This window comes from Kitasatospora cineracea (assembly GCF_003751605.1).
GTDB classification, from domain to species: Bacteria; Actinomycetota; Actinomycetes; order Streptomycetales; family Streptomycetaceae; genus Kitasatospora; species Kitasatospora cineracea.
The window spans coordinates 46,020-71,100 of the sequence record NZ_RJVJ01000001.1 but is presented as its reverse complement, the minus strand read 5'-3'; the positions used below and the strand labels follow the sequence as shown (position 1 = coordinate 71,100).

General features: G+C 74.3%; 20 protein-coding genes. 17 read left to right on the top strand and 3 right to left on the bottom strand.

Features of this window, described 5'->3' with window-relative positions:
* Nucleotides 1-109: 109 nt before the first annotated feature.
* The 4 genes from EDD39_RS00310 to mutM are packed head-to-tail and all read left to right on the top strand — an operon-like array spanning nucleotide 110 to nucleotide 2,614.
* The gene (locus EDD39_RS00310; protein WP_123552681.1) at nucleotides 110-703 is read left to right on the top strand and encodes a YceD family protein; all 594 of its coding nucleotides are present in this window, start codon (nucleotides 110-112) and stop codon (nucleotides 701-703) included.
* 49 nt (nucleotides 704-752) lie between these two features.
* A complete protein-coding gene (gene rpmF / locus EDD39_RS00305; RefSeq protein ID WP_035866499.1) occupies nucleotides 753-926 on the top strand; it encodes a 50S ribosomal protein L32 in 174 nt (57 codons plus the stop codon).
* A gap of 20 nt (nucleotides 927-946) precedes the next feature.
* A complete protein-coding gene (gene rnc, locus EDD39_RS00300) occupies nucleotides 947-1,744 on the top strand; it encodes a ribonuclease III (protein ID WP_123552679.1) in 798 nt (265 codons plus the stop codon).
* A gap of 12 nt (nucleotides 1,745-1,756) precedes the next feature.
* Nucleotides 1,757-2,614 (top strand): bifunctional DNA-formamidopyrimidine glycosylase/DNA-(apurinic or apyrimidinic site) lyase, encoded by an 858-nt coding sequence (gene mutM / locus EDD39_RS00295; RefSeq protein ID WP_123552677.1) that lies wholly within the window; start codon nucleotides 1,757-1,759, stop codon nucleotides 2,612-2,614.
* A 119-nt stretch (nucleotides 2,615-2,733) separates the two neighbouring features.
* On the opposite strand, the gene EDD39_RS00290 is transcribed toward mutM, so the two are convergent.
* Nucleotides 2,734-3,648: a DMT family protein gene (locus tag EDD39_RS00290; RefSeq protein WP_123552675.1), complete on the bottom strand. Its 915-nt coding sequence runs from the start codon at nucleotides 3,646-3,648 to the stop codon at nucleotides 2,734-2,736.
* A 203-nt stretch (nucleotides 3,649-3,851) separates the two neighbouring features.
* Between EDD39_RS00290 and EDD39_RS00285 the strand changes: the two genes are divergently transcribed.
* Nucleotides 3,852-5,222, top strand: a complete 1,371-nt coding sequence (locus EDD39_RS00285; RefSeq protein ID WP_123552673.1) for a hypothetical protein — start codon at nucleotides 3,852-3,854, stop codon at nucleotides 5,220-5,222.
* Nucleotides 5,223-5,268: 46 nt separating this feature from the next.
* On the opposite strand, the gene EDD39_RS00280 is transcribed toward EDD39_RS00285, so the two are convergent.
* On the bottom strand, nucleotides 5,269-6,555 hold the full coding sequence (locus tag EDD39_RS00280; RefSeq protein ID WP_123552671.1) for an MFS transporter: 1,287 nt from the start codon (nucleotides 6,553-6,555) through the stop codon (nucleotides 5,269-5,271).
* Between the two features lie 169 nt (nucleotides 6,556-6,724).
* Here EDD39_RS00280 and EDD39_RS00275 point away from each other — a divergent pair, with 169 nt between their 5' ends.
* The 5 genes from EDD39_RS00275 to ftsY all read left to right on the top strand — a co-directional run bounded on the left by EDD39_RS00275 (nucleotide 6,725) and on the right by ftsY (nucleotide 13,688).
* The gene (locus EDD39_RS00275; RefSeq protein WP_244256546.1) at nucleotides 6,725-7,537 is read left to right on the top strand and encodes a site-specific integrase; all 813 of its coding nucleotides are present in this window, start codon (nucleotides 6,725-6,727) and stop codon (nucleotides 7,535-7,537) included.
* 115 nt (nucleotides 7,538-7,652) lie between these two features.
* Nucleotides 7,653-7,946: an acylphosphatase gene (locus EDD39_RS00270; protein ID WP_030458829.1), complete on the top strand. Its 294-nt coding sequence runs from the start codon at nucleotides 7,653-7,655 to the stop codon at nucleotides 7,944-7,946.
* Nucleotides 7,947-8,327: 381 nt separating this feature from the next.
* Entirely contained in the window at nucleotides 8,328-8,531 is a 204-nt protein-coding gene (locus tag EDD39_RS00265; RefSeq protein WP_030458828.1) for a hypothetical protein, read from the top strand.
* Between the two features lie 246 nt (nucleotides 8,532-8,777).
* Nucleotides 8,778-12,404, top strand: a complete 3,627-nt coding sequence (smc, locus tag EDD39_RS00260; RefSeq protein WP_123560001.1) for a chromosome segregation protein SMC — start codon at nucleotides 8,778-8,780, stop codon at nucleotides 12,402-12,404.
* Nucleotides 12,405-12,428: 24 nt separating this feature from the next.
* A complete protein-coding gene (gene ftsY, locus EDD39_RS00255; protein WP_123552667.1) occupies nucleotides 12,429-13,688 on the top strand; it encodes a signal recognition particle-docking protein FtsY in 1,260 nt (419 codons plus the stop codon).
* An 85-nt stretch (nucleotides 13,689-13,773) separates the two neighbouring features.
* Here ftsY and EDD39_RS00250 read toward each other — a convergent pair whose 3' ends face one another.
* Entirely contained in the window at nucleotides 13,774-14,451 is a 678-nt protein-coding gene (locus tag EDD39_RS00250) for a bifunctional DNA primase/polymerase (RefSeq protein WP_123552665.1), read from the bottom strand.
* A 441-nt stretch (nucleotides 14,452-14,892) separates the two neighbouring features.
* Between EDD39_RS00250 and nsdA the strand changes: the two genes are divergently transcribed.
* The 7 genes from nsdA to ftsH all read left to right on the top strand — a co-directional run bounded on the left by nsdA (nucleotide 14,893) and on the right by ftsH (nucleotide 25,034).
* A complete protein-coding gene (gene nsdA / locus EDD39_RS00245; RefSeq protein WP_123552663.1) occupies nucleotides 14,893-16,350 on the top strand; it encodes a transcriptional repressor NsdA in 1,458 nt (485 codons plus the stop codon).
* A gap of 260 nt (nucleotides 16,351-16,610) precedes the next feature.
* Nucleotides 16,611-17,933 carry an ammonium transporter gene (locus EDD39_RS00240; RefSeq protein ID WP_123552661.1) on the top strand — a complete coding sequence of 441 codons (1,323 nt, stop codon included), beginning with the start codon at nucleotides 16,611-16,613 and terminating at the stop codon, nucleotides 17,931-17,933.
* Nucleotides 17,930-18,268, top strand: coding sequence for a P-II family nitrogen regulator (locus tag EDD39_RS00235; RefSeq protein WP_123552659.1), 339 nt, complete (start codon nucleotides 17,930-17,932; stop codon nucleotides 18,266-18,268). The genes EDD39_RS00240 and EDD39_RS00235 overlap by 4 nt, the downstream gene beginning before the upstream one ends.
* 88 nt (nucleotides 18,269-18,356) lie before the next feature.
* Entirely contained in the window at nucleotides 18,357-20,789 is a 2,433-nt protein-coding gene (locus EDD39_RS00230) for a [protein-PII] uridylyltransferase (RefSeq protein ID WP_123552657.1), read from the top strand.
* A 103-nt stretch (nucleotides 20,790-20,892) separates the two neighbouring features.
* Nucleotides 20,893-22,452 carry a signal recognition particle protein gene (ffh, locus tag EDD39_RS00225; RefSeq protein WP_030458820.1) on the top strand — a complete coding sequence of 520 codons (1,560 nt, stop codon included), beginning with the start codon at nucleotides 20,893-20,895 and terminating at the stop codon, nucleotides 22,450-22,452.
* A 64-nt stretch (nucleotides 22,453-22,516) separates the two neighbouring features.
* Nucleotides 22,517-23,041 (top strand): GNAT family N-acetyltransferase, encoded by a 525-nt coding sequence (locus EDD39_RS00220; protein WP_244256545.1) that lies wholly within the window; start codon nucleotides 22,517-22,519, stop codon nucleotides 23,039-23,041.
* A gap of 88 nt (nucleotides 23,042-23,129) precedes the next feature.
* Nucleotides 23,130-25,034 carry an ATP-dependent zinc metalloprotease FtsH gene (gene ftsH / locus EDD39_RS00215; RefSeq protein WP_123552652.1) on the top strand — a complete coding sequence of 635 codons (1,905 nt, stop codon included), beginning with the start codon at nucleotides 23,130-23,132 and terminating at the stop codon, nucleotides 25,032-25,034.
* Nucleotides 25,035-25,081 lie beyond the last annotated feature (47 nt).

Here is a 25,081-nt window from a genome sequence, read left to right as displayed (position 1 = left end):
CCGGCCTGTTCGCGCCGGGTTCGCCGTGCGCCCGCTCGCCGGGCCGCCGCAGAAACCGAAACTCCGCGCCGCGCAGGAATGCGCGCCGCCACCAGGAAGTCAGGACACCTTGAACCGCCTCGACCACCGCGACCCGCTCGTGTTCGACACGCATGAGCTCGGCCGTCGCCCCGGTTCGCTGCGCAAGGTCTCCCGCACCCTGGAGGCCCCGGCGGAGCTGGGCGTCGCGGACGTGATCGGCGTTCCCGAGAAGAGCGAGATCACGCTGGAGCTCCGCCTGGAGTCGGTGGTCGAGGGCGTGCTGGTCACCGGCACCGCCGAGGCCCACGTCACCGGCGAGTGCTCCCGCTGCCTGGAGCCGGTGGAGGACGACCTGGAGGTCGCCTTCCAGGAGCTGTACTACTACCCGGAGTCCGAGGAGCGTCACCGCGCGGTTGCGGGGGACGACTTCGACGAGGAGTCCGAGGACGAGACTTACCGCCTGGAGGGCGACCTGTTCGACCTCCAGCCGGTGCTGCGTGACGCGGTGGTGCTCGCACTGCCGCTGCAGCCGGTGTGCCAGGACGACTGCCTGGGTCTGTGCTCCGAGTGCGGGGCCCGCCTGAGCGACGACCCGGCGCACCACCACGACGCCGCCGACCCCAGGTGGGCGGCCCTGCAGGGACTCTCCGCCGCCCCCGGCGACGAGGGTGACGAGGAATAAGACACAGCGCTGCCCGTGAGGGCCTCGCCGTAGAACCAGGAGATTTACCGTGGCTGTTCCGAAGCGGAAGATGTCGCGCAGCAACACGCGTCACCGCCGTTCCAACTGGAAGGCCGTCGTGCCCGCGCTCGTGGCGTGCGACCGCTGCCACGAGCCGAAGCTCGCGCACATCGCGTGCCCGAGCTGCGGCACGTACAACCGTCGCCAGGTCCTCTCGGTCTGATCGGCGGGGTGCACGGATCGATGTCGGACAGTGGCAGTTCCACCCGCAAGCCGAACCCCGGGACCAATGGGGGCAAGGGCGGTGGGCCGGCTTCGACCGAATACGACGTCCTGGAAGGGCGCCTCGGCTACACGCTCGAGCGCGCCCTTCTGGTACGCGCCCTGACCCACCGCTCGTACGCGTACGAGAACGGCGGGCTGCCCACCAACGAGCGCCTGGAGTTCCTCGGCGACTCGGTGCTGGGCCTCGTGGTGACCGACACCCTCTACCGCCTCCACCCGGAGGTCGCCGAGGGCACGCTCGCCAAACTCCGCGCCGCGGTGGTCAACTCCCGCGCGCTCGCCGAGGTCGGCCGCGGCCTCGACCTCGGAGCCTTCATCCGGCTCGGCAAGGGCGAGGAGGGCACCGGCGGCCGCGACAAGTCGTCGATCCTCGCCGACACCGTCGAAGCCGTGATCGGTGCGATCTACCTCGACCAGGGCCTGGACTCCGCCACGGACTTCGTCCACCGCCTGTTCGACCCGCTGATCGCGGAGTCCGCGCAGCTCGGCGCCGGGCTCGACTGGAAGACCAGCCTCCAGGAGCTCACCGCCGCCGTCGGCATCGGCGTCCCCGAGTACGTGGTCACCGAATCCGGCCCCGACCACGAGAAGACCTTCACCGCCGCCGCCCGGGTGGCCGGCGAGGACTACGGCTCCGGCAGCGGACGCTCGAAGAAGGAAGCCGAGCAGAAGGCCGCCGAGTCCGCCTGGCGCGCCATCAAGGCCAAGCACGAGGCCGGCCGGCCCGACGGCGACCCCGCCGCGGCCCTCGGCTGACCGGGGCCGGCCGTGCCCGAACTGCCCGAGGTCGAGGTGGTCCGCCGCGGCCTGGCCCGCTGGGCCGCCGGACGCACCGTCGCCGACGTCCAGGTGCTGCACCCGCGCGCCGTCCGCCGCCAGGCGGGCGGCGCCGACGAGTTCACCGCGCTGCTGCGCGGCCGCACCCTCGGCACCCCGCAGCGCCGCGGCAAGTACCTGTGGGTGCCGCTCGGCGACGGCCTGTCCATGGTCGGGCACCTCGGCATGAGCGGCCAACTCCTCGTCCAGGAACCGGAGATGGCCGACTCCGTGCACCTGCGGGCCCGGCTCCGGTTCGCCGACGGCGGCACCGAGCTGCGCTTCGTCGACCAGCGCACCTTCGGCGGCCTGGCCGTCGAGGAGGCCGAGGCCGACGACCCCGAGGCCACCCCCGTCTCGCTCGCCCACATCGCCCGCGACCCGCTCGACCCGCGCTTCGACGACCCCGCCTTCGCCACCGCCCTGCGCGCCAAGCGCACCACCGTCAAGCGCGCCCTGCTCGACCAGACCCTGATCAGCGGCGTCGGCAACATCTACGCCGACGAGGCCCTCTGGCGCAGCCGCCTGCACTACGACCGCCCCACCGCCACCCTGACCCGCCCCGCCGCCCTCGAACTCCTCGGCCACGCCCGGGACGTCATGACGGCGGCCCTGGCGGTCGGCGGCACCAGCTTCGACTCGATGTACGTCAACGTCAACGGCGAGAGCGGCTACTTCTCCCGCGACCTCGACGCCTACGGCCGCGAGGGCCGGCCCTGCCGCCGCTGCGGCACCCCGATGCGCCGCGACCCCTGGATGAACCGCTCCAGCTACTCCTGCCCCAAGTGCCAGCGCCCACCCCGGGCCTGAACCCGCCACGCGCCCAACTCCGGGCGATCCGCTCGACCTCCTGCAGCCGGTGGGCGCCGAAGGGCTCCGGACCGGGGCCGAGCAGCCGTGCCGCCGGCCCCGGTCGGGGCGTCAGCGCGTCAGCGGGTGTTCCCGGCGGAGGTCTTCTCCTCCTCGGCGGCCGCGTGCAGGGCGCCGCCCTCCTCGCCGAAGTAGGCGACGCCGACGGCGCTGACCACGGCGAGGACGAAGCCGGAGACGGCCAGCCAGCCCAGGCCGGCGCGGGAGGAGTCGCCGAGCCAGAGGACGCCGACGGCGCCGGGGACGACCGTCTCGCCGACGACCAGGGCGGCGGTCGCGCCGTTGACCGAGCCGATCTGCAGGGCGACGGTGTGCAGGTACATGCCGCCGAGGCCGCCGACCAGGACGGCGTACAGGGCCGGGTCGGCGAGCAGCGCGCCGAGGGCGAACGGCTGCACGCCGTCCAGGATCCGCACGCCGATGCCGAGGGCGCCGAAGCCCAGGCCGGAGAGCAGGCCCGCGACGATCGCCCCGCTCGAACCGAGCCGGCGGACGATCAGCGAACCGCCCGCGATCAGCACCGCGGAGCCGATCAGCAGCGCCCAGTGGAAGGCCCGGGCCGCCTCGTGCCCGCCCTCCGGGCCGGCGGCCACCGCGAGCAGCACCAGCGCGCCGCACAGGACGCCGATCGACAGCCACTCCAGCTGGCGCAGCCGCAGGCCCAGCAGCTTGACCGAGAGCACCGCGGTGATCACCAGGTTGGCGCTGATGATGGTCTGCGACAGGAACAGCGGCAGCAGCCGGGCGGCCAGCGCGCCGAGGCCGAAGCCGATGAAGTCCAGCACCGTGCCGAGGATGAACTCCCAGGTGACGGCGGCCTTCGCGGTCGAGGACAGGCTCGGCCCGCCGTGCTCGGTGACGGTGCCGGCCGCCGCCTCCTGCCGGGCGGAGCGGCGGGCGCCGAGGGCCTGCAGGACCGACCCGGTGCCGTAGCAGACGGACGCCGCGACGGCGGTGACGAGGCCGAGGATCACCAGGGGTCTCCTGTCAGGTGGTGCGGAAGATCGTCCCCACTATGCCCGCTCCGACGCCCCGGGCGGCACGCGCGGTCCCAACTCCGGCCGGTCGGCGGGGGTTCGGGGGGCCGGTCTCGGCCTGGAGTAGGGGGCGCTCCCAGGGTGGGAACACTACTCGGGGAGGGCGTGGACCGTACCGGCGGACCGGTACGGTCTGGAGCATGAGAACTGTGCTCCGCCGCTCCCGCGCCACCGGGCCCGCCGCCGTCCTGGCGGCGCTGCTCGGCCTGCTGATGGTGCTCGGGCTGTCCGCGCCCGCCTCGGCGTCCGGCCTGAACGACGCGGCCGATTCCCTGAAGAAGGTCCAGGTCTACGTCGACCCGGCGATGAACGACCGGTTCTCCAAGGACCAGGCGGACAAGCTGGCCGAGAAGCTGAAGGACGCGGACAAGCCGATCTTCATCGCGGTGCTGCCCGCCAGCGAGGCCTACCCGACGAAGAACCTGTTCGGCGACCTCCGCACCAAGGTCGGCATCGTCGGCGTCTACGGCATCTGGCGCGGCGACCAGTTCCAGGCCAACTCCGACGCCAAGGCGCTGGGCAAGGCCGCCACCGACCGGATCGCGGGCGCCGCGTTCCGCTCGAACCCCGAGGACATCAACGCCACCCTGACCGAGTTCGTCGACGGGGCGGCGAAGCAGACCAAGGGCGACGGCCCGCAGCACAGCACCTCGATCGCCTGGATCCTCGTCCCGGTGCTGCTGGTCGCGCTGCTCGGCGTCGGCGTGTTCCTGCTGTTCCGCCGGGCCAGGAAGCGCAAGGAGGAGCAGGTCCGGGCCGAACTCGCCCAGCTGCGCACCGTGGTGGACGAGGACATCACCGCGTTCGGCGAGGAGCTCGACCGGCTCGACTTCGACCCCGGCGCCCCCGGCGCGGACGACGCCCAGCGCGCCGACTACACCGGCGCGCTGGACTCCTACGACCTCGCCAAGCGCACCATGGACGAGGCGAAGAAGCCCGAGGACGTCCGCCCGGTGACCGAGGCGCTGGAGCAGGGCCGGTTCGCGCTGGCCACCCTGGCCGCCCGCCGCGAGGGCCGCCCGCTGCCCGAGCGCCGCGTCCCGTGCTTCTTCGACCCGCGGCACGGCCCGTCCACCGCCGACGTGCAGTGGGCCCCGCCGGGCGGCGCCCCGCGCTCCGTCCCGGCCTGCGCCGACGACGCGGCCCGGCTCTCGGCCGGCCAGGACCCGGCGATCCGCACCGTGGAGACCGAGCACGGCCACCAGCCGTACTGGAACGCCGGCCCGGCCTACAGCCCCTGGGCGGGCGGCTACTTCGGCGGCGGCGTGCTGCCCGGCCTGCTGGTCGGCACCATGCTCGGCTCGATGCTCTCCACCCCCGGCTACGCCTACGCGGGCGACCACGACGGCGGCGGGTACGACTACAACGACGGCGCGGACGCCGGCGAGTACTCGGGCTCCGACTTCGACTCCGCCGACTTCGGCAACGACTTCGGCAGTGATTCCGGCGGCGACTTCGGTGGCGGCGGGGACTTCGGCGGCGGCAGTGACTTCGGGAGCTTCGGCGACTGACGGCCGACACCCCGGCGCCCCGACACGCCGACGTCCCGGCTCGCGCTCAGCGGTCCGACGGCCCCCGGCCCCCGTCCCCGGACGGGACGGGGGCCGTTCGCACGTCCGGGGGCGCCTCGGCGGCGACCGGCTCCCGGCGGCCCAGCACCGCCAGCACCGCCGCGCAGGACACCACCTGCCAGGCCGCGCCCCAGCCCAGCACCGTCCCCGCCCCGACCGCCGAGGCCAGCGGCCCGGCCAGCGCCAGCCCGACCGGCCCGAACGCGAACGCCCCCAGCGTCACGTACCCGCCGACCCGGCCCAGCGCCTGTGGCGGGACGTGGCGCTGCACCAGGGTGGAGAACAGGGTGCCGGAGACGATCGAGGTGACCCCCGCCCCGGCCGCCGCCAGCACCACCAGCGGCAGCGGCTCGCCCAGCGCGAGCGCCCCCGAGGGCAGCGCCCAGCCCGCCGTCACCGCCAGCGTCGCGCGCAGCGGCCGCCGGGCCCGCCGCCCCAGCAGCGCCAGCCCGCCCAGCACCGCGCCCGCCCCGTAGGCTCCCATCACCGCGCCCCAGCCGCTCGCCCCGCCGAGCCGCTCGCGGGCCAGCACCGGGCCCAGCACCAGGAACGGCGCCCACACCAGCAGGTTGAACAGGCAGCCCTGCAGCACGCTCACCCACAGCCACCGCCGGGTGCGGAACTCGTCCCAGCCGTCGCGGAGTTCGGCGATCAGCCCGGGGCCGCCGGCCCCGGCGGGCAGGACCGGGACGCGGAGCAGGGCCAGCGCGGTCAGGCCCACCGCGTACGAGGCGGCGTCGATCAGCAGCACCCAGCCCGACCCGGCGGTGGCGGTCAGCAGCCCGGCCAGGGCCGGGCCGGCCACCGCGGCGCCGTTGCGGGCGATGCCGGTCAGCGCGTTGGCGTCGGCCAGGTCGGCGGCCGGGACCAGCCGCGGCAGCAGCGCGTCCAGCGCGGGCAGGAACACCGCCTCGCCCAGCCCCCACAGCGCCGCCAGCGCGGCCAGCGCCCACACCGTGCCGTGCCCGGCGAACAGCAGCGCCGCAGCGGCCGCCTGGGTCGCGCAGCGCAGCGCGTCCGAGCCGAGCATCACCCGGCGCGGCCCCAGCCGGTCCGCGGCCGCCCCGCCGAGCACCAGCAGCAGCACGATCGGCACGATCCGGGCGGTCATCACCACCCCGAGCCCGGAGCCGCCGCCCCCGCCGTCCAGCACCGCGAACGCCACCGCCACCGAGGCCATCGAGGAGCCGAACAGCGAGACGGCGTAGCCGGTGAAGAAGAGGCGGAACTCCCGCCCGCGCAGGACGGCGAGCCGCCGTGGAATCGACTTCATGACCGGCAGGCTGCCCCGCCGCCGGGCCGTCCGGCAAGGGCTTCCGGCGAAAAGGTTGAGCGAAGAGGCATCAATTTTGGGAGGGGAGCGATCATCCGCAGTAAATCTGCGATTTACCGCAGTTGGGGCGAGTGTTGACGGCTTGTCCGCCAGCAGATTTACTGCGGGTATGACACCCGTGGAGTTCGCCGTCGCGGCCGAGCACTACCTGGCGGGGGCCCCGCTCGCGGACGGCTCCCGGCGGGTCTACCGGATCGCCCTGCACACCTGGGCCTGGCTGCTGGTCGGCCGCACCCCGCCGTCCGGCGCCCACCGGCGGGGGGCCGCCCCGCCGGTGCTGCCGCTCGCCCTGCTGGACGGGCCGGACGCGCCGGGCCGGGTGGCCGCCGCGTTCGCCGAACGGGCCGCGGCGGTGGGCGCGCGCACCGCCAACCGCGAACTCTCCGCGCTGCGGGCGGCCCTGCGCTGGTGGTGCGCCCGCGGCTGGCTGTCCGCCGACCCCGCCGCCGGACTGCGCCCGCTGCCGACCGCCGCCCCGGCCGCCGCGGGCCCGGCCGGCGGCCCCGGCGAGGAGCGGGTGCGGGCCGTGCTGGCGCTGCGGGTGCCGCTGCGAGAGAAGGTGCTCTGGCACCTGGTGCGGGAGAGCGGCGCCCCGATCGAACGGCTGCTGGCGCTGGACGTGGACCGGCTCGACCTGGCGAACCGTCAGGCCCGCGCCGCCGCCGGCGAGCGCCCGCTGCGCTGGCGCGGCGGCACCGCCCGGCTGCTGCCGCTGCTGGTGGCCGGCCGCACCGCGGGCCCGCTGTTCCTCACCGGCCGGCGCGCCCCGGCCGGCGTCCCGGAGCGCGACCGCTGCCCGCTCACCGGGCGCGGACGGCTCTCCTACCGGCGGGCGGCCGAACTGTTCACCGCCGCCACCGCCCCGCTGGACCCGGCCGGCCGGGGCTGGACGCTGCACGCGCTGGCCGAGCCGCGCCGGTAGCGCCGTCGGCTCCTGTGTGCGCGGGGAGCGCGGCGCCGCACCGGTGGGGAGGGTCGGTGGAAGGGGCGTGAAGCCCGTTCCGAGCGCCCCCGAAGTGCCCGACTATGGTCGACACATGCAAGGTCACGACAGCCGCCGGTCCGTCCGCGCCACCATCTGGGTGCGCGGTCGCGTCCAGCAGGTGGGGTTCCGCTGGTGGACCAGGGCCAGGGCCCTGGAGATCGGGCTGACGGGCTACACGAGCAACCTCGGGGACGGCCGCGTCCAGGTGGTCGCCGAGGGGTCGCGCGCCGACTGCGAGCGGCTGCTCGCCGCGCTGCGCGGGCCCGGAACGCCTGGTCAGGTCAGTGGAGTCACCGAGATCTGGACCGCCGTGGGCGACGGGTACCAGGGCTTCGTGATCCGATGAGCACACCGCAGTTGCCGGCGGGAGGAGAGCCCCCGGCAACTGCCGGTGTCACAGGGTTGCCTTCGGGGCAGACTCGTGGTTGACTCCGCAGACGTAGTGATCCACTAGCCCGGCCGATGGTGTGAGGTTCCCGCCATGCAGGTGACAGGGGCGCGGTAGCGTGCGGTGATCGTGTTGACCCGTACGGTCTTTGGTGAGACGCTGGAAACCCGCGCACAGGTTTGCGTTTAACCGGCGGGGCCACGCCTGTGAGTGTGCCACTCACCAGCGGATGCCCTCGTAGTGCCCAGCCAGCACGTCCGGCGCGCAGGCGCGTGCGTATCCCTTCCCCCAAGACCCACCGTACACGGTTCGGTCACTCAGCGTGGAGGACCACACATCATGGCAAAGGCGCTTCTCGGGTACGTCGGCGGCCCCGACCCGCGAATGCTCTCCGAGATGCGACGGCTGCAGCAGCGCGTCCAGGACCTGGAGAACGAGCTGGTCAAGCTCCAGGCCGAGAACGACGCGCTGTCCGCCGTCGCCGATGAGCACTCGCTGCTCAGCAGCATCGACCTGGACCAGCGCGAGCCGGCCCTGACCTGATCGCTCGTGGTCCTCGTGAGCGACGCAGTCGTGCGCTGAGCTTCCCCGCGAGGGGATGGCAGCCTGCAAGGGACGTCCGAGGCGGACGTCCCTTCGTCGTGTCCACGACGGTCCTGTCGCTGGGACATTGCCCGACCCGCGGCGTGCCCAAACCACCGCCTGAGGGCCCGTCGGCACCCCGGCCGGATACAGTCGCCAGCGGTGGGCCGCGGCGGCGGTCGGCGGTACGGCGAGGAGGACGGTCGGGTGCACCTCAAGAGCCTGACCCTGCGCGGGTTCAAGTCCTTCGCCTCGGCGACCACCCTGCGCTTCGAACCCGGCATCACCTGCGTGGTCGGCCCCAACGGCTCCGGCAAGTCCAACGTCGTCGACGCGCTCTCCTGGGTGATGGGCGAACAGGGCGCCAAGTCGCTGCGCGGCGGCAAGATGGAGGACGTCATCTTCGCCGGCACCAGCGGGCGCCCCCCGCTCGGCCGCGCCGAGGTCAGCCTCACCATCGACAACACCGACGGCGCCCTGCCGATCGACTACACCGAAGTCACCATCACCCGGACGATGTTCCGCAACGGCGGCAGCGAGTACGCGCTCAACGGCACCGTCTGCCGGCTGCTCGACATCCAGGAACTGCTCTCCGACTCCGGCATCGGCCGCGAGATGCACGTCATCGTCGGCCAGGGCCAGCTCGACTCCGTGCTGCACGCCGACCCGATGGGGCGGCGCGCCTTCATCGAGGAGGCGGCTGGCGTCCTCAAGCACCGCAAGCGCAAGGAGAAGGCGCTGCGGAAACTCGACGCGATGCAGACCAACCTCAACCGCGTCCAGGACCTGGTCGCCGAACTGCGCCGCCAGCTCGGCCCGTTGGGCCGCCAGGCGAAGATCGCCCGGCGCGCCGCCGGCATCCAGGCCGAACTCCGCGACGCCCGGCTGCGGCTGCTCGCCGACGACCTGCTCACCCTGCGCCGCGCCGTCGAGGCCGAGGTCGCCGACGAACTCGCGCTCAAACTCCGCCGCACCACCGTCGAGCAGCAACTCGCCGCCGCCCTCCAGCGCGAAGCCGTCCTGGAGGCCCAGGTCGAACAGCTCGGACCGGCCCTCGAAGCCGCCCGGCAGACCTGGTACCGGCTCTCCTCGCTCGCCGAACGCACCCGCGGCACCACCGGGCTCGCCGAGGCCCGGATCCGGGCCGCCGCCACCGCCGGACAGCTGGAGGAGCGCCGCGGCCGCGACCCGGAGGACCTCGAACGCGAGGCCGAACGGGTCCGCGCGGAGGAAGCCGCCCTCGAAGCCGCCCTGGAACAGGCCCAGGACGCCCTCGACGAAGCCGTCGAGGACCGCACCGGACTCGAACGCGCCCTCGCCGACGAGGAGTTGCGGCTCAGAGCGGCCGCCCGGACGATCGCCGACCGGCGCGAAGGACTCGCCCGCCTGCAGGGCCGGGCCGCCGCCGCCCGCACCCGCGCCACCGCCGCCGGGGCCGAGAGCGAACGGCTCGCCACCGCCCGCGACGAGGCCCGGCTGCGCGCCGACGCCGCCCACCGGGAGCACCAGCGGCTCCGCACCCGGGAAGAGGAGTCCGAAACGGGCGAGGAGCAGGCCGAACAGCACCACCAGCAGGCCCGCGAAGCCCTCCGGGACGCCGAACGCGCACTCTCCGCCGCCCGCGAGGCGCTCACCGCCGCCGAGAAGGAACGCGCCGCGCTCACCGCCCGGCACGACGCCCTCGCCCTCGGCCTGCGCCGCAAGGACGGCAGCGCCGCCCTGCTCGGCCGCCCCGGCGTGCTCGGCCCCGCCGCCGAACTCCTCACCGTCGCACCCGGGTTCGAACTCGCGGTGGCCGCCGGACTCGGCCCCGCCGCCGAAGCCCTCGCCGCCACCGACCCCGCCCGCGCCGCCGACGCCCTGGCCTGGCTGCGCGCCGGGGACGGCGGCCGGGCCGCCCTGCTGATCGCCGACCGGACGGCGGACGACGCCGCGGACCCGCCCGCGGACGTGCGCACCTCCGCGGACCCGCCCGCGGAGGTGCGCCGGGCCGCGGAACTGATCGGCGGACCGGACGAGGTGGCCGCCGCCGCCCGGCGGATCCTGGCCCGCACCGCCGTGGTCGAGGACCTCGACGCCGCCCGGCGACTGATCGACCGCCACCCCGACTGGACCGCGGTCACCCGCGACGGCGACCTGCTCTCCGACACCCTCGCCCACGGCGGCTCACCCGGCGCGCCCAGCCCGCTGGAGACCCGCGCCGCCGTCGCCGAAGCCGCCCGCGGCATCGAGGAACTCGACACCCGCTGCGCCCGGGCCGCCGAAGAGCTCGCCGCCGCCCGGGCCGAACGCGAGACCCGCGCCGCCGAGGTCGAACAACTGGCCGCACTGCGCCGCCGGGACGCGCAGCGCCGGGCCGAACGCGCCGGCGCCCTCGGCCGCTCCGGCGGCGCCGCCCGGGCCGCCCGGGACGAGGCCGACCGCGCCGCCACCGCCGCCGCCCAGGCCGACGGCGGCCTCGCCGAGGCCCGGGCCGCCGCCGAGGAACTCGCCGAACGCCTCGCCACCGCCGAGGAACTCGCCGACGGCGGCGAGGACGAACCCGACCCCGCCGAACGCGACCGGCTCGCCGCCGCCGCCTCCGCCGCCCGGCAGACCGAGCTGGAGTCCCGGCTCGCCGTCCGCACCCACGAGGAGCGGGTGCGCGGCCTCGCCGGACGCGCCGACCAGCTCGACCGGGCCGCCCGCGCCGAGCGCGAGGCCCGCGCCCGCGCCGCCGAACGGCGCGAACGCGCCCGCCGGGAGTCCGCCGTCGCCACCGCCGTCGCCACCGGCGCCCGGCACCTGCTCGGCCGGATCGAGGAGACCCTCGCCGCCGCCGAGGCCGAACGCGCCGCCGTCGAGGCCGACCGGGCCGCCCGCGAGGCCGAACTGCGGCAGTTCCGCGAGCACGGCCGCGCCCTCAAGGCCGAACTCGACCGGCTGGTCGACGCCGGCCACCGCGACGAGGTGCTGCGCGCCGAGAAGCGGCTGCGGATCGAACAGCTCGAGGCCCGGGCCCTGGAGGAGTTCGGCATCGAGGGCGGCGACCTGCTCTCCGGCTACGGCCCCGACCAGCCCGTTCCCGCCCCGCCGCCCGAGGACGGCCAGGAACCCGGCGAGCCCGGGCGCTACGTCCGCGCCGAGGTCGAACGGCGGCTCAAGGCCGCCGAGCGCGCCCACCAGCAGCTCGGCAAGGTCAACCCGCTCGCGCTGGAGGAGTTCGCCGCGCTGGAGGCCCGGCACCGCTTCCTCGGCGAACAGCTCGACGACCTGCGCCGGAGCCGCCGCGACCTGATGGACATCGTCCGCGACGTCGACACCCGGGTCGAGCAGCTGTTCACCGCCGCCTACCACGACACCGCCGCCCAGTTCGAGGGCGTCTTCGCCCGGCTGTTCCCCGGCGGCGAGGGCCGGCTGCTGCTCACCGACCCGGAGAACATGCTCACCACCGGCGTCGAGGTCGAGGCCCGGCCGCCCGGCAAGAAGGTCAAGCGGCTCTCGCTGCTCTCCGGCGGCGAACGCTCGCTCACCGCCGTCGCCCTGCTGGTGTCGATTTTCAAGGCCCGGCCCAGCCCGTTCTACGTGATGGACGAGGTCGAGGCCGCGCTCGACGAGACCAACCTGCGGCGGCTGGTCGGGATCATGGAGGAGCTGCGGGAGAGCTCCCAACTGATCGTCATCACCCACCAGAAGCTCACCATGGAGTCCGCGGACGCCCTGTACGGCGTCACCATGAAGGGCGACGGCATCTCCCAGGTGATCAGCCAGCGGCTGCGGACGCCGGGGCGGGCCGCGGCACCGCAGCAGGAGCACAGGACAGCGCTGGAACCCGCGCAGCCGGGCCCGGCATAGGCGCTACGTGATACTGGACGGGTTATGGAATACGTGATCCTTGCCGTTGTCATTGCGGTGGTCGCCATCGGCGCGATCACCGGACTCGTCGTCTCCGGCAAACGACGCAGAGAACTGGACCGGTCGAGCCGACCGCCGACCATCACCGCGCCCGCGAAGCCGGAGCCGGGAACCACCGCGACCGCCCCGGCCAAGCCCGCGGAGGGCGCCGCCGAACCCGCCGCGCCGCCCGCCGCCACCGGTGCCACCCAAGCCCCGGAAGCCCCGGTCGTCGAGGAGCCGGCCGAGGAGCCGGCCGTCGAGGAGCCGGCCGAGGAGCCGACCGCCGAAGAGGCCGAGGCCGCGCCCGCGATCGAGGTGCCCGAACCCACCGCCGGGCGCCTGGTGCGGCTGCGCTCCCGGCTCTCCCGCTCGCAGTCCACCCTCGGCAAGGGCCTGCTCACCCTGCTCTCCCGGGACCGCCTCGACGAGGACACCTGGGAGGAGATCGAGGAGACCCTCCTCACCGCCGACGTCGGCGTCGGCGCCACCCAGGAGCTGGTCGACAACCTGCGCACCCGGGTCAAGGTGCTCGGCACCCGCACCCCCGACGAGCTGCGCGGCCTGCTCCGCGAGGAGCTGGTCAAGCTGATCGGCACCGAGGCCGACCGCACCGTCCGCTCGGTCAAGCACGAGGAGGGCCCGGCCGTGGTGCTGGTGGTCGGCGTCAACGGCGTCGGCAAGACCACCACCACCGGCAAGCTGGCCCGGGTCCTGGTCGCCGACGGGCGCAAGGTGGTGCTCGGCGCCGCCGACACCTTCCGCGCCGCCGCCGCCGACCAGCTCCAGACCTGGGGCGAACGGGTCGGCGCGCACACCGTCCGCGGCCCCGAGGGCGGCGACCCGGCGTCCGTCGCCTTCGACGCCGTCAAGCAGGGCATCGCCGACGGCGTCGACACCGTCCTGATCGACACCGCCGGCCGGCTGCACACCAAGACCGGCCTGATGGACGAGCTCGGCAAGGTCAAGCGGGTCGTCGAGAAGCACGGCCCGGTCGACGAGGTGCTGCTGGTGCTGGACGCCACCACCGGGCAGAACGGCCTGGTCCAGGCCCGGGTGTTCGCCGAGGTGGTCGACATCACCGGCATCGTGCTCACCAAGCTGGACGGCACCGCGAAGGGCGGCATCGTCATCTCGGTGCAGCGCGAACTCGGCGTGCCGGTCAAGCTGATCGGCCTCGGCGAGGGCGGGGACGACCTCGCGCCGTTCGAGCCGGGGGCGTTCGTGGACGCGCTGCTGGGCTGACGCGCCGCCGCACCGGTGCACCTCGACGAGGCCCGTCCGAGGAGGGAACGGCCCTCCGGGACGGGCCTCGCCGTGTCCGCGGCCCCTAGCCGGCCAGTTCCGCGGTGCGGGCGCGGGTGCGGTGGCAGGCGTAGGCGAGGGTGCCGAGCAGCAGGCGGGCCTCGGGCGGGGCGCTGTCCGGGACGGGGCGGCGCAGCCAGCGCATCGGGCCGAGCGGGCCGAGCGGGGTCGGCGGGGCGGCCAGGTAGGAGCCGAGGCCGTGGCAGGCGAGGTCGAGCGAGGCGTCGTCCCAGCCCATCCGGTAGAGCAGGTCGGGCAGGCGTTCGGCGGTGCCGGGGGCGACGAAGAGCAGCAGCCGGCCGGCGGGGGAGGCCAGCACCGGGCCGACCTGGGTGCCCATCCGCTCCAGCCGGACCAGGGCCTGCAGGCCGGGCTGGGCCGGCACGTCCAGGACGTCGAACTGGTGGCCGGTCGGGAGCAGCAGCGGGGCGTCGGCCGGACATCGGGCGGCGAGCTCGGCGGCCGTCGCGCCGGGGGCGACCACCGGCCCGACCAGGTGGTGCAGGTTGGGCGCGGCGCAGTGCGGGACGCCGCAGTCGCAGGCCGTCGGGGCGGCCGGGGCGGCGAGCCGGGCCGGGCTGCCGACGGCCAGCGTCCAGCCCCAGCGCCCGGAGTACTCGGCGGCGGCCTGCAGCGCGGTGGGCCGGGTGCGGCGGCGGGCGCCGAGGGGGGTGAGCCGCAGGGTGCCGAACAGCTTGTCCATGCCACCCCCAACCGGTTCCGGTCGCCGCTGGTTACGGGACGGTGACAGGGCGTCGTCCGACGGGCGCGTGGTGCGGGGTGCACCGGAGGCGCGCGCGGACCGGCGCACACCGATCCGGGTGGCGCGGGCGAGCAGGCGCCTTGCACCGGCGCTTCGGATGCCGGATCGTCGTTGCCGCACGCGTGCCTCCGTCGGGGTCCGTCGGGTCCGGGCATGTGCCGGGGTCATGCAGAGCTGACTCCCAGTGAAGCGCGGTCGCCGGCCCGGTAGTTCACTCTTGGGGGTGGCGAAAGGTGGCGTTTCTCCGACGTTGCTCCCCCGGATGGCGGAGGCGCGCTACGTTCGGGATACGGAACGCAGCCGACCGGTCACGCGGGCGGCGATGAACACGAGTCAGGGCGAAGCGGGGCCCCGGGTTCGGGGCGGGATGGGGACGGTCCCATGGGTGAGAAGCAGCCGAACGAGAAGCTGGGCTCCTGGTTCACGCGCAGCGGCTGGTCGAAGGGCGAGCTGGCGCGTCAAGTGAACCGCAGGGCGCGGCAGATCGGCGCGCACCACGTCTCCACCGACACCTCGCGGGTGCGCCGGTGGCTGGACGGCGAACAGCCGCGCGAGCCGATCCCGAAGATCATGTCGGAGCTGTTCTCGGAGCGCTTCGGCTCGGTGGTCTCGGTCGAGGACCTCGGCCTGCGCACGGTGGTCCAGGTGACCACCGTCGGCAGCGGGGTCGACCTGCCGTGGAGCCCGCAGCAGACCGTGCAGGCGATCAGCGAGTACTCGCGCAGCGACCTGATGCTCAACCGCCGCGGCTTCCTGGGCACTTCGCTGGCGCTGACGGCCGGCGCGGCGCTGATCGAGCCGATGCAGCGCTGGCTGACGCCCGGCCCGAACGGCGCGCCGACCCCGATCCTGGCGGCGGCCAACGGCGGCCAGCAGTTCTCCGGGCGGCTGTCCGAGCCGGAGATGCAGCTGCTGGAGCAGACCACCGAGATGTTCCGGAAGTGGGACGCGCAGAACGGCGGCGGCCTGCGCCGCAAGGCGGTGGTCGGCCAACTCCACGAGGTCACCGACCTGTTGCAGGAGACCTACCCCGAGACGACCACCAAGCGGCTGTTCCGGATCACCGCCGAACTCGCCCACCTGGCCGGCTTCATGTCGTACGACGTGGGCATGCACCCGAGCGCGCAGAAGTACTACGTGCTGGCGCTGCACGCGGCCAAGGAGGCCGGCGACCGCCCGTTCGGGGCGCACGTGCTGACCGACATGAGCCGGCAGATGATCCACCTCAACCGCGGCGAGGACGCGCTGGAGCTGATCCACCTCGCCCAGTACGGCAGCCGGGACACCGCCACCGCCCGCCAGCAGTCGCTGCTGTACGCGATGGAGGCGCGGGCGTACTCCACCATCGGCGAGGTCAACCGGTGCGCCCGGGCGGTGCGGCTGTCCGAGGACACCTTCAGCGAGATCCGGGAGACCAACGAGGACTCGCCGAACTGGCTGCGGTTCTTCTCGTACGCCGAGCTGTGCGCGGAGAACGGCCACTCCTACCGGGACCTGGCGTACACCTCGGACCGCGGGGTGGCGATGGCCAAGGCCGCCGAGCCGCTGATCACCGAGGCGGTCGACCGGTTCCGGGAAGACGGCGACCACGTCCGCACCTACGCGTTCAACCTGGTCGGGATGGCCTCGGTGCGGCTGCTGCAGCGCGAGCCGGAGGAGGCCGCGAAGTACTGCGAGGAAGCGGTCGACATCGCCAGGAAGGTGCGCTCCGAGCGGCTGAACACCCGGGTCCGCAAGACCTCCGAGGCCGCCAGCCGGGACTTCCGCGGCGCCCCCGGGGTGGACCGGCTGGCCGAGCGGGTGGTGCACGACATCCCGGAGTTCGTCTCGGTGGTCTGACCCTCCGCCCCTCCGTCGCCCACGGCCGTCCGCCCCCCGTCCGGACGGCCGTCGGCGTATAGCACGCGCTGTCCAGTACGCGTCACCTGCCGTGGTTCACCTGCCCGTAACGGGCGCGTCGACCGCGTCACTGCGGCGAAACACCGAGCCGCATCGGCCGAAACCCGACTTCGGCACTCTCCTCTCATCGCCGACACGCCGGAATGGCACGGGACAGGTGTTCCGGTCGTGGTGCGGCTCTGATTTCGGAGGAGACGCCGATGCCGGACGGCTTCAGCGCGGGCGATACCGCCTTTGTGTTCATCTGTGCGGCCCTGGTCATGTTGATGACCCCGGGCCTGGCCTTCTTCTACGGAGGCATGGTCAGGGTCAAGAGCACCCTCAACATGCTGGTGATGAGCTTCATCTCACTGGCCATCGTCACGGTGCTCTGGGTCCTGTACGGCTACACGCTGGCCTTCGGGCCGGACGCGGGGGCGGGCCTGATCGGCAACCTCGACTACCTGGGCATGCGCGGCATCGACCTGAACGCCCTGACCGGGACGATCCCGGTGACCGGCTTCGCCGCCTTCCAGCTGATGTTCGCCATCATCACCCCGGCGCTGATCAGCGGCGCCATCGCGGACCGGGCGAAGTTCGCGGCCTGGAGCCTGTTCGTGGCGCTCTGGGTGACCGTCGTCTACTTCCCGGTCGCGCACTGGGTGTTCTTCTTCGACGGCGGCAACGGCGGCTGGCTCGGCGACCGCAACGGCGTGATCGACTTCGCCGGCGGCACCGCGGTGCACATCAACGCCGGTGCGGCCGGCCTGGCCCTGGCCCTGGTGCTGGGCAAGCGGATCGGCTTCAAGAAGGACCCGATGCGCCCGCACAACCTGCCGCTGGTGATGCTCGGCTCCGGCCTGCTGTGGTTCGGCTGGTTCGGCTTCAACGCGGGCTCGGCGCTGGCCGCCAACGGCGTGGCGGGCATGGCCTTCGTCAACACCCAGGTCGCCACCGCCGCCGCCGTCCTCGGCTGGCTGGCCTACGAGAAGATCAAGCACGGCGCGTTCACCACCCTGGGCGCGGCCTCCGGAGCGGTGGCCGGCCTGGTCGCCATCACCCCGGCCTGCGGCTCGGTCTCCCCGCTCGGCTCGATCGCCATCGGCCTGATCGCCGGCGCGCTGTGCGCCGCCGCGATCAGCCTGAAGTACAAGTTCGGCTTCGACGACTCGCTCGACGTGGTCGGCGTCCACCTGGTCGGCGGCATCGTCGGCTCGCTGCTGATCGGCCTCTTCGCCACCGGCCACGTCGGCCAGACCGCGTCCGGCCTGTTCTACGGCGGCGGCCTGGGCCAGCTCGGCAAGCAGGCGCTCGGCGTGGCCGTCGTCCTGGTCTACTCCTTCGTGCTCTCCTGGCTGCTGGGCCAGGCGATCCAGAAGACCATCGGCTTCCGGGTCTCCGAGGACGTCGAGGTGTCCGGCATCGACCAGGCCGAGCACGCCGAGTCCGCCTACGACTTCACCGCCGTCGGCGCCAGCCTCGCCCGCACCCCGGCCGTCCCCGCGGCCGTCCCCGCCGAGAAGACCGAGGTCGACGCCCGATGAAGCTCATCACCGCCGTCATCAAGCCGCACCGCCTGGACGAGGTCAAGGACGCCCTGCAGGCCTTCGGGGTGCACGGCCTGACCGTCACCGAGGCCAACGGCTACGGCCGCCAGCGCGGCCACACCGAGGTCTACCGCGGCGCCGAGTACACGGTGGACCTGGTCCCGAAGGTCCGGATCGAGATACTGGTCGACGACGAGGACGCCGAGCAGCTGATCGACGTGGTCGTCAAGGCCGCCCGCACCGGGAAGATCGGCGACGGCAAGGTCTGGTCGATCCCGGTCGAGACCGCCGTCCGGGTCCGCACCGGCGAACGCGGACCCGACGCCCTCTGAACCACCGCTGAGGACCCTCCTGGCGGACCTGCCCGTGCGGCAGGTCCGCCGAAGGCGCATCCGGCACCAGTACGCACCGGGAGCAGACGTGAGCAGCACCGACCCCGCCGAGCACGGCTACAGCGCCGAGCGCGCCCGCCTGCTGGCCGACCCGGACACCACCGGCCCGCAGCGCCGCGCCGCCCTGGCCCGGCTCACCGACGACTGGCTGGCCGCCCTGCACCGGGCCGCCGGCGGCCCCGCCCGCACCGCGCTGGTCGCCGTCGGCGGCTACGGCCGGGCCGAGCTCTCCCCGCGCAGCGACCTGGACGTGCTGCTGCTGCACGAGGGCCCGCTCGCCGCCGACCTCGCCGAACGGATCTGGTACCCGGTCTGGGACAGCGGCGTCGCCCTCGACCACGCCGTCCGCACCCCCGGCGAGGCCCGCGAGGTCGCCGCCGAGGACCTCAAGGCCCAGCTCGGCCTGCTCGACGCCCGCCACCTGGCCGGCGACCCGCAGCTCACCGCCGACCTGCGCTCCGCCGTCCTCGCCGACTGGCGCGCCGCCGCCCCGCAGCGGCTCCCCGAGCTCCGGGAGCTCGGCCTGTCCCGGGCCGAACGCCACGGCGAACTCGCCTTCCTGCTCGAACCCGACCTCAAGGAGGCCCGCGGCGGCCTGCGCGACCTGGTCGCCCTCGACGCGGTGGCCGCCACCTGGCTCGCCGACGCCCCCCGGGACGGCCTGGACGCCGCCGCCCGCACCCTCGCCGACGTCCGCGACGCGCTGCACCTGACCACCGGCCGGGCCACCGAACGGCTCTCCCTCCAGGACCAGGACCAGGTCGCCGAACGCCTCGGCGTGCTCGACGCCGACACCCTGCTGCGGCAGGTCTACCGGGCCGCCCGCACCGTCGCCTACGCCTCGGACGTCACCTGGCGCTCCGTCGACCGCGTCCTCGCCGCCCGCCGCCGCCCCGCGCCGCGCCGCGCCGCCCGGTTCGGCTTCCCGTTCAACGGCGCCCGGCGCGCCCCGATCGGCCCCGCCGCCCCCGAGCGCCGCCCGCTCGCCGAGGGCGTGGTCGAGCAGGACGGCGAGGCGGTGCTCGCCCAGGCCGCCCGGCCCGCCACCGACCCGGTGCTGCCGCTGCGCGCCGCCGCCGCGGCCGCCCAGGCCGGACTGGCCGTCGGCTACGCCACCGTGCGCCGGCTGGCCGCCGAGGCCGGGCCGCTGCCGGTGCCCTGGCCCGACGAGGCCCGCGAGCAGCTGGTCACCCTGCTCGGCGCCGGCGAGGCCTGCCTGCCGGTCTGGGAGGCGCTGGAGGCCGAGGGGCTGATCAGCCGGATGCTGCCGGACTGGGAACGCGTCCGCTGCCGCCCGCAGCGCAACGCCGTGCACCGCTGGACCGTCGACCGGCACCTGATCGAGACCGCCGTCCGGGCCGCCGCGATGACCCGCCGCACCGCCCGCCCCGACCTGCTGCTGGTCGCCGCCCTGCTGCACGACCTCGGCAAGGGCTGGCCCGGCGACCACTCCGAGGCCGGCGAGGTGATCGTCCGCGACGTCGCGGTCCGGATGGGCTTCGACAAGCACGACACCGACACCCTGGCGCTGCTGGTGCGCCACCACCTGACGCTGGTCGACACCGCCACCCGCCGCGACCCCGACGACCCCGCCACCGCCGACCTGATCGCCAAGACCGTCGGCACCCAGACCCACCTGGAACTGCTGCACGCCCTCACCGAGGCCGACGCCACCGCCACCGGCCCCGCCGCCTGGTCGAGTTGGCGGGCCTCGCTGGTCGCCACCCTGGTCGAGCGCACCGCCGCCCGGCTGGCCGGCGACGCCCGCCCGCCGGCCGCCGACGCCGAGGTCACCGCCGACCAGGAACGCCTCGCCGTCGAGGCCGCCCGCACCGGCGCCCCCGCGCTCGCCCTCACCGCCCACGCCGAGACCCCGTCGGACGGCGGCGAGCCGATGGGCGTCGAGCTCACCCTGGCCATCCCCGACCGCCCCGGCCTGCTCGGCACCGTCGCCGGGGTGCTCGCGGTTCACCGCCTCACCGTCCGCAAGGCCGGCCTGCGCGAACTCGACCCGATCGGCGCCGGCCCCGTCCTGCTGCTGTCCTGGACGGTCGCCGCCGAGTACGGCGACTTGCCCGAGGCCGCCCGGCTCCGGGCCGACCTGCGCCGCGCCCTGGACGGCTCGCTGGACGTCGCCCGCAAGCTCGCCGAGCGCGACGCCGCCGCGCCGCGCCGCCGCGGCATCAGCACCCCGCCGCCGGTGGTCGCCGTCGCCCCGCACGACGCCTCGCGCTCGGCCACCGTGCTGGAGGTCCGCGCGCACGACGCGCCCGGCCTGCTGCACCGGATCGGCCTCGCCCTGGACGGCGCCGGCGTGCGGGTCCGCACCGCGCACGTCTCCACCCTCGGCGCGGAGGCCGTCGACGCCTTCTACCTCACCTCGGCCGACGGCCGACCGCTGGACCCGGAGCACGCCGAACGGGTCGCCGGGGCCGTCCGGAAGGCCCTGGAGGCGCGCTGAACGCCGGTTCCCGCAGGGGCGCAGACCGTCCGCCGGGGGTACGGCTACCCTTGGGGGCGACGACAGTACCCGTACTCGATGCCGCAAGGGACCCGCGACCGACGTGTTCGACACTCTCTCCGACCGCCTCGCAGCGACGTTCAAGAACCTCCGGGGCAAGGGCCGTCTCAGCGAGGCGGACATCGACGCCACCGCGCGCGAGATCCGGATCGCCCTGCTGGAGGCGGACGTCGCGCTCCCCGTGGTCCGCGCCTTCATCAAGCAGGTCAAGGACCGGGCCCTGGGCTCCGAGGTCTCCGGCGCGCTGAACCCGGCCCAGCAGATCATCAAGATCGTCAACGAGGAGCTGATCAGCATCCTCGGTGGCGAGACCCGCCGCCTGCGGTTCGCCAAGACCGGACCGACCGTGATCATGCTGGCCGGCCTCCAGGGCGCGGGCAAGACCACGCTGGCCGGAAAGCTCGGCCACTGGCTCAAGAGCCAGAAGCACACCCCGCTGCTGGTCGCCTGCGACCTCCAGCGCCCCAACGCCGTCACCCAGCTCGGCGTCGTCGCCGAGCGGGCCGGCGTCGCCTTCTACGGCCCGCAGCCCGGCAACGGCGTCGGCGACCCGGTGCAGGTCGCCCGCGACTCCATCGAGTACGCCAAGCAGAAGCAGTACGACGTCGTCATCGTCGACACCGCCGGCCGCCTCGGCATCGACGCCGAACTGATGCAGCAGGCCGCCGACATCCGCGCCGCGGTCGACCCGGACGAGGTCCTGTTCGTGGTCGACGCCATGGTCGGCCAGGACGCGGTCACCACCGCCCAGGCCTTCCTCGAGGGCGTCGACTTCACCGGCGTCGTGCTCTCCAAGCTCGACGGCGACGCCCGCGGCGGCGCCGCGCTCTCGGTCGCCCACGTGACCGGCCGTCAGATCATGTTCGCCTCCAACGGCGAGAAGGTCGACGACTTCGACGCCTTCCACCCCGACCGGATGGCCTCGCGCATCCTCGGCATGGGCGACGTCCTCTCGCTGATCGAGAAGGCCGAGCAGACCTTCTCCCAGGCCGAGGCCGAGAAGATGGCCGCCAAGCTCCAGGGCGGCGGCAAGGACTTCACGCTCGACGACTTCCTGTCGCAGCTCGAGCAGGTCCAGAAGATGGGCTCGATCTCCAAGCTGCTCGGCATGCTCCCCGGCATGGGCCAGATCCGCGACCAGATCAACAACCTGGACGACAAGGACGTCAACCGGGTCGGCGCGATCATCAAGTCGATGACCCCGGCCGAGCGCTCCGACCCGAAGCTGATCAACGGCTCGCGCCGGCTGCGCATCGCCAAGGGCTCCGGCGTCCAGGTCGGCGAGGTCTCCGGCCTGGTCGAGCGGTTCTTCGAGGCCCGCAAGATGATGTCCGCGATGGCCTCCGGCAAGGGCATCCCCGGCATGCCGGGCATCCCCGGGATGGGCGGCGGCGGCAAGAAGTCCGCCAAGAAGGCCCCGGTCGCCAAGGGCAAGCGCAAGAGCGGCAACCCGCTCAAGCGCGCCCAGGAGGAGGCCGCGGCCGCCGAGCGCAAGGCGCTCGGCCCCGGCCAGGGCGCCCAGCCCGGCGGCGCGTTCGGCCTCCAGCCGGGCAAGGGCCCGGCCGACTTCGACCTCCCCAAGGAGTTCAAGGACCTGCTGTAGGCGGCAGGGGCGCGGGGACACCCGCGCCCCTGCTCCCGCCCCCCGTTGCGCCATGATGTCCCGTATGCGCGTGACGATCCGATCCCCCCGCCCCGATGACGTCGTCCCCTACGCCGAGGCGGTGCGCCGCTCCGCCGCCCACATCGGGCGGTGGAACCCGGTGGAGCCGGACGGCATGCCGGACCTGCTGAGCCGTCAGGGCGCGGGCCTGCGGACGTTCCTGATCGTCGACGCCGAGACCGGCGGCCTGGTCGGCAAGTGCAACGTGGCGAACATCGTGATGGCGCGGTTCTGCAACGGGGTGCTGGGCTACGACTCGTACGAGCCGTTCGTCGGGACGGGCCGGATGTCGGAGGGCATGCGGCTGGTGGTGGAGCGCTGCTTCACCCCGGCCGAGCGGGGCGGGCTGGGGCTGCACCGGCTGGAGATCAACGTGCAGCCGGACAACGAGCGGTCGATCGCCATGGCCCGCCGGCTGGGCTTCCGGCACGAGGGCCTCACCCCGCGCATGCTGTTCCTCCAGGAGGCCTGGCGCGACCACGAGCGCTTCGCGCTGACCGCGGAGGAGTGGCCGACGCCGGTGCGCTGACCGGGCCCGGCGACACCGGTGCGCCGACCGGGCCCGGTCGCGGCGTTGCGCGCCGCCCGGCGGGCACCGTGTCCGTATTGTCCGACGGGTGAGCAACCCCGTGCCGCCGCGCCAGACCCCCGACCAGCCCTGGCGCTCCGAAGGGGCGCCGCCCCCGCCGCCGCCGAAGAAGAAGATGCCCGGCGGCTGGACCGGCCTGATCCTCACCGCGCTGGTGGTCTTCCTGCTCTCGGACGTCCTGCTGAGCTTCTTCGGCAACGGCGGGTCGACCACGATCTCGTACACCGAGTTCAACAAGCAGCTGAACAGCGGCAACATCACCAAGATCTACGCCAAGGGCGACGCGATCGAGGGCAGCCTCAAGGACAAGCAGCCCAAGCCGGACGGGGGGAAGGGCGACTACACGGAGTTCACCACCCAGCGCCCGGCGTTCGCGGGCGACAACCTGTGGGGCACCCTGCAGTCGCAGAACGTCGAGGTGACCGCCCGGCCGGTGGTGCAGCAGCGCAGCTTCCTGGCCAACCTGCTGATCTCGCTGGCGCCGATGCTGCTGCTGATCGGGGTCTGGGTGCTGATCGCCCGCCGGATGGCCGGCGGGATGGGCGCCGGCGCGCTCGGCCGCAAGGCCCCGCCGAAGCCGGTGGACACCAGCCAGGGCAAGCGCACCACCTTCAAGGACGTGGCCGGCATCGACGAGGTCGAGGCCGAACTCAGCGAGGTGGTCGACTTCCTGAAGAACCCGCAGGAGTACCGCCGGCTCGGCGCCAAGATGCCGCGCGGCGTCCTGCTCTCCGGCCCGCCCGGCACCGGCAAGACGCTGCTGGCCCGGGCCGTCGCCGGGGAGGCGGACGTGCCGTTCTTCTCCGCCTCGGCGTCCGAGTTCATCGAGATGATCGTCGGCGTCGGCGCCGGCCGGGTCCGCGACCTGTTCTCCGAGGCCCGCAAGGTCGCCCCGGCGATCGTCTTCATCGACGAGATCGACACCATCGGCCGGCAGCGCGGCGGCGGTGGCGGCATGGGCGGCCACGACGAGCGCGAGCAGACGCTCAACCAGATCCTCACCGAGATGGACGGCTTCTCCGGCTCCGAGGGCGTGATCGTGATCGCCGCGACCAACCGCGCCGAGGTCCTCGACCCGGCCCTGCTGCGCCCCGGCCGGTTCGACCGCCGGATCACCGTCAGCCCGCCCGACCGGGCCGGCCGCGAGCAGATCCTGAGGATCCACACCCGCGAGGTGCCGCTGGCGAAGGGCACCGACCTGGACACCGTCGCCCGCACCACGCCCGGCATGACCGGCGCCGACCTGGCCAACCTGGTCAACGAGGCCGCGCTGCTCGCCGTCAAGCGCAAGCAGGACGCGGTCGGCCAGGAGGACCTCTCCGAGGCGCTGGAGAAGGTCCAGCTCGGCGCGGTCCGCCCGCTGGTGATGCCCCAGCAGGAACGCGAACGGACCGCCTTCCACGAATCCGGCCACGCCCTGCTCGGCATGCTGCAACCCGGCGCCGACCCGGTCCGCAAGGTCACCATCGTGCCGCGCGGCCGCGCCCTCGGCGTCACTCTCTCCACCCCCGACACCGACCGCTACTCCTACACCGAGCCCTACCTGCGCGGCCGGATCGTCGGCGCGCTCGGCGGGATGGCCGCCGAGCAGGTGGTCTACGGGGTGGTCACCACCGGCGCCGAGAGCGACCTCGAACAACTCACCACCATCGCCCGCTCGATGGCCGGCCGCTGGGGCATGAGCGACCGGGTCGGCCGGGTCACCGCCATCCCCAACGACAGCCAGTCCCCGTACGGCCTGGCCGCCGCCCCCACCACGCTGGACGCCGTCGACGAGGAGGCCCGGCGGATCGTCGCCGAGTGCTGGGAGGAGGCCGTCGCCCTGCTGCACCGGCACCGCGACCGGCTCGACGCGCTGGCCGCCGCCCTGCTGGAGGCCGAGACCCTCGACGAGGACGCCGCGTACGCCGCCGCCGGGCTCAGCCGGTCCTGACGCCCCGGCGTTCCGGCGTTCCGGCGGTTCCCGCCGGGGGCTCTGCC

What these genes read in the sequence shown, in the direction of transcription:
- rnc (WP_123552679.1), top strand. Translation starts at nt 947, where the DNA reads ATGTCGGACAGTGGCAGTTCCACCCGCAAGCCGAACCCCGGGACCAAT.
- EDD39_RS00285 (WP_123552673.1), top strand. Translation starts at nt 3,852, where the DNA reads ATGAGAACTGTGCTCCGCCGCTCCCGCGCCACCGGGCCCGCCGCCGTC.
- EDD39_RS00280 (WP_123552671.1), bottom strand. Translation starts at nt 6,555, where the DNA reads ATGAAGTCGATTCCACGGCGGCTCGCCGTCCTGCGCGGGCGGGAGTTC.
- EDD39_RS00275 (WP_244256546.1), top strand. Translation starts at nt 6,725, where the DNA reads ATGACACCCGTGGAGTTCGCCGTCGCGGCCGAGCACTACCTGGCGGGG.
- EDD39_RS00270 (WP_030458829.1), top strand. Translation starts at nt 7,653, where the DNA reads ATGCAAGGTCACGACAGCCGCCGGTCCGTCCGCGCCACCATCTGGGTG.
- EDD39_RS00265 (WP_030458828.1), top strand. Translation starts at nt 8,328, where the DNA reads ATGGCAAAGGCGCTTCTCGGGTACGTCGGCGGCCCCGACCCGCGAATG.
- ftsY (WP_123552667.1), top strand. Translation starts at nt 12,429, where the DNA reads ATGGAATACGTGATCCTTGCCGTTGTCATTGCGGTGGTCGCCATCGGC.
- EDD39_RS00250 (WP_123552665.1), bottom strand. Translation starts at nt 14,451, where the DNA reads ATGGACAAGCTGTTCGGCACCCTGCGGCTCACCCCCCTCGGCGCCCGC.
- nsdA (WP_123552663.1), top strand. Translation starts at nt 14,893, where the DNA reads ATGGGTGAGAAGCAGCCGAACGAGAAGCTGGGCTCCTGGTTCACGCGC.
- EDD39_RS00240 (WP_123552661.1), top strand. Translation starts at nt 16,611, where the DNA reads ATGCCGGACGGCTTCAGCGCGGGCGATACCGCCTTTGTGTTCATCTGT.
- EDD39_RS00235 (WP_123552659.1), top strand. Translation starts at nt 17,930, where the DNA reads ATGAAGCTCATCACCGCCGTCATCAAGCCGCACCGCCTGGACGAGGTC.
- EDD39_RS00220 (WP_244256545.1), top strand. Translation starts at nt 22,517, where the DNA reads ATGCGCGTGACGATCCGATCCCCCCGCCCCGATGACGTCGTCCCCTAC.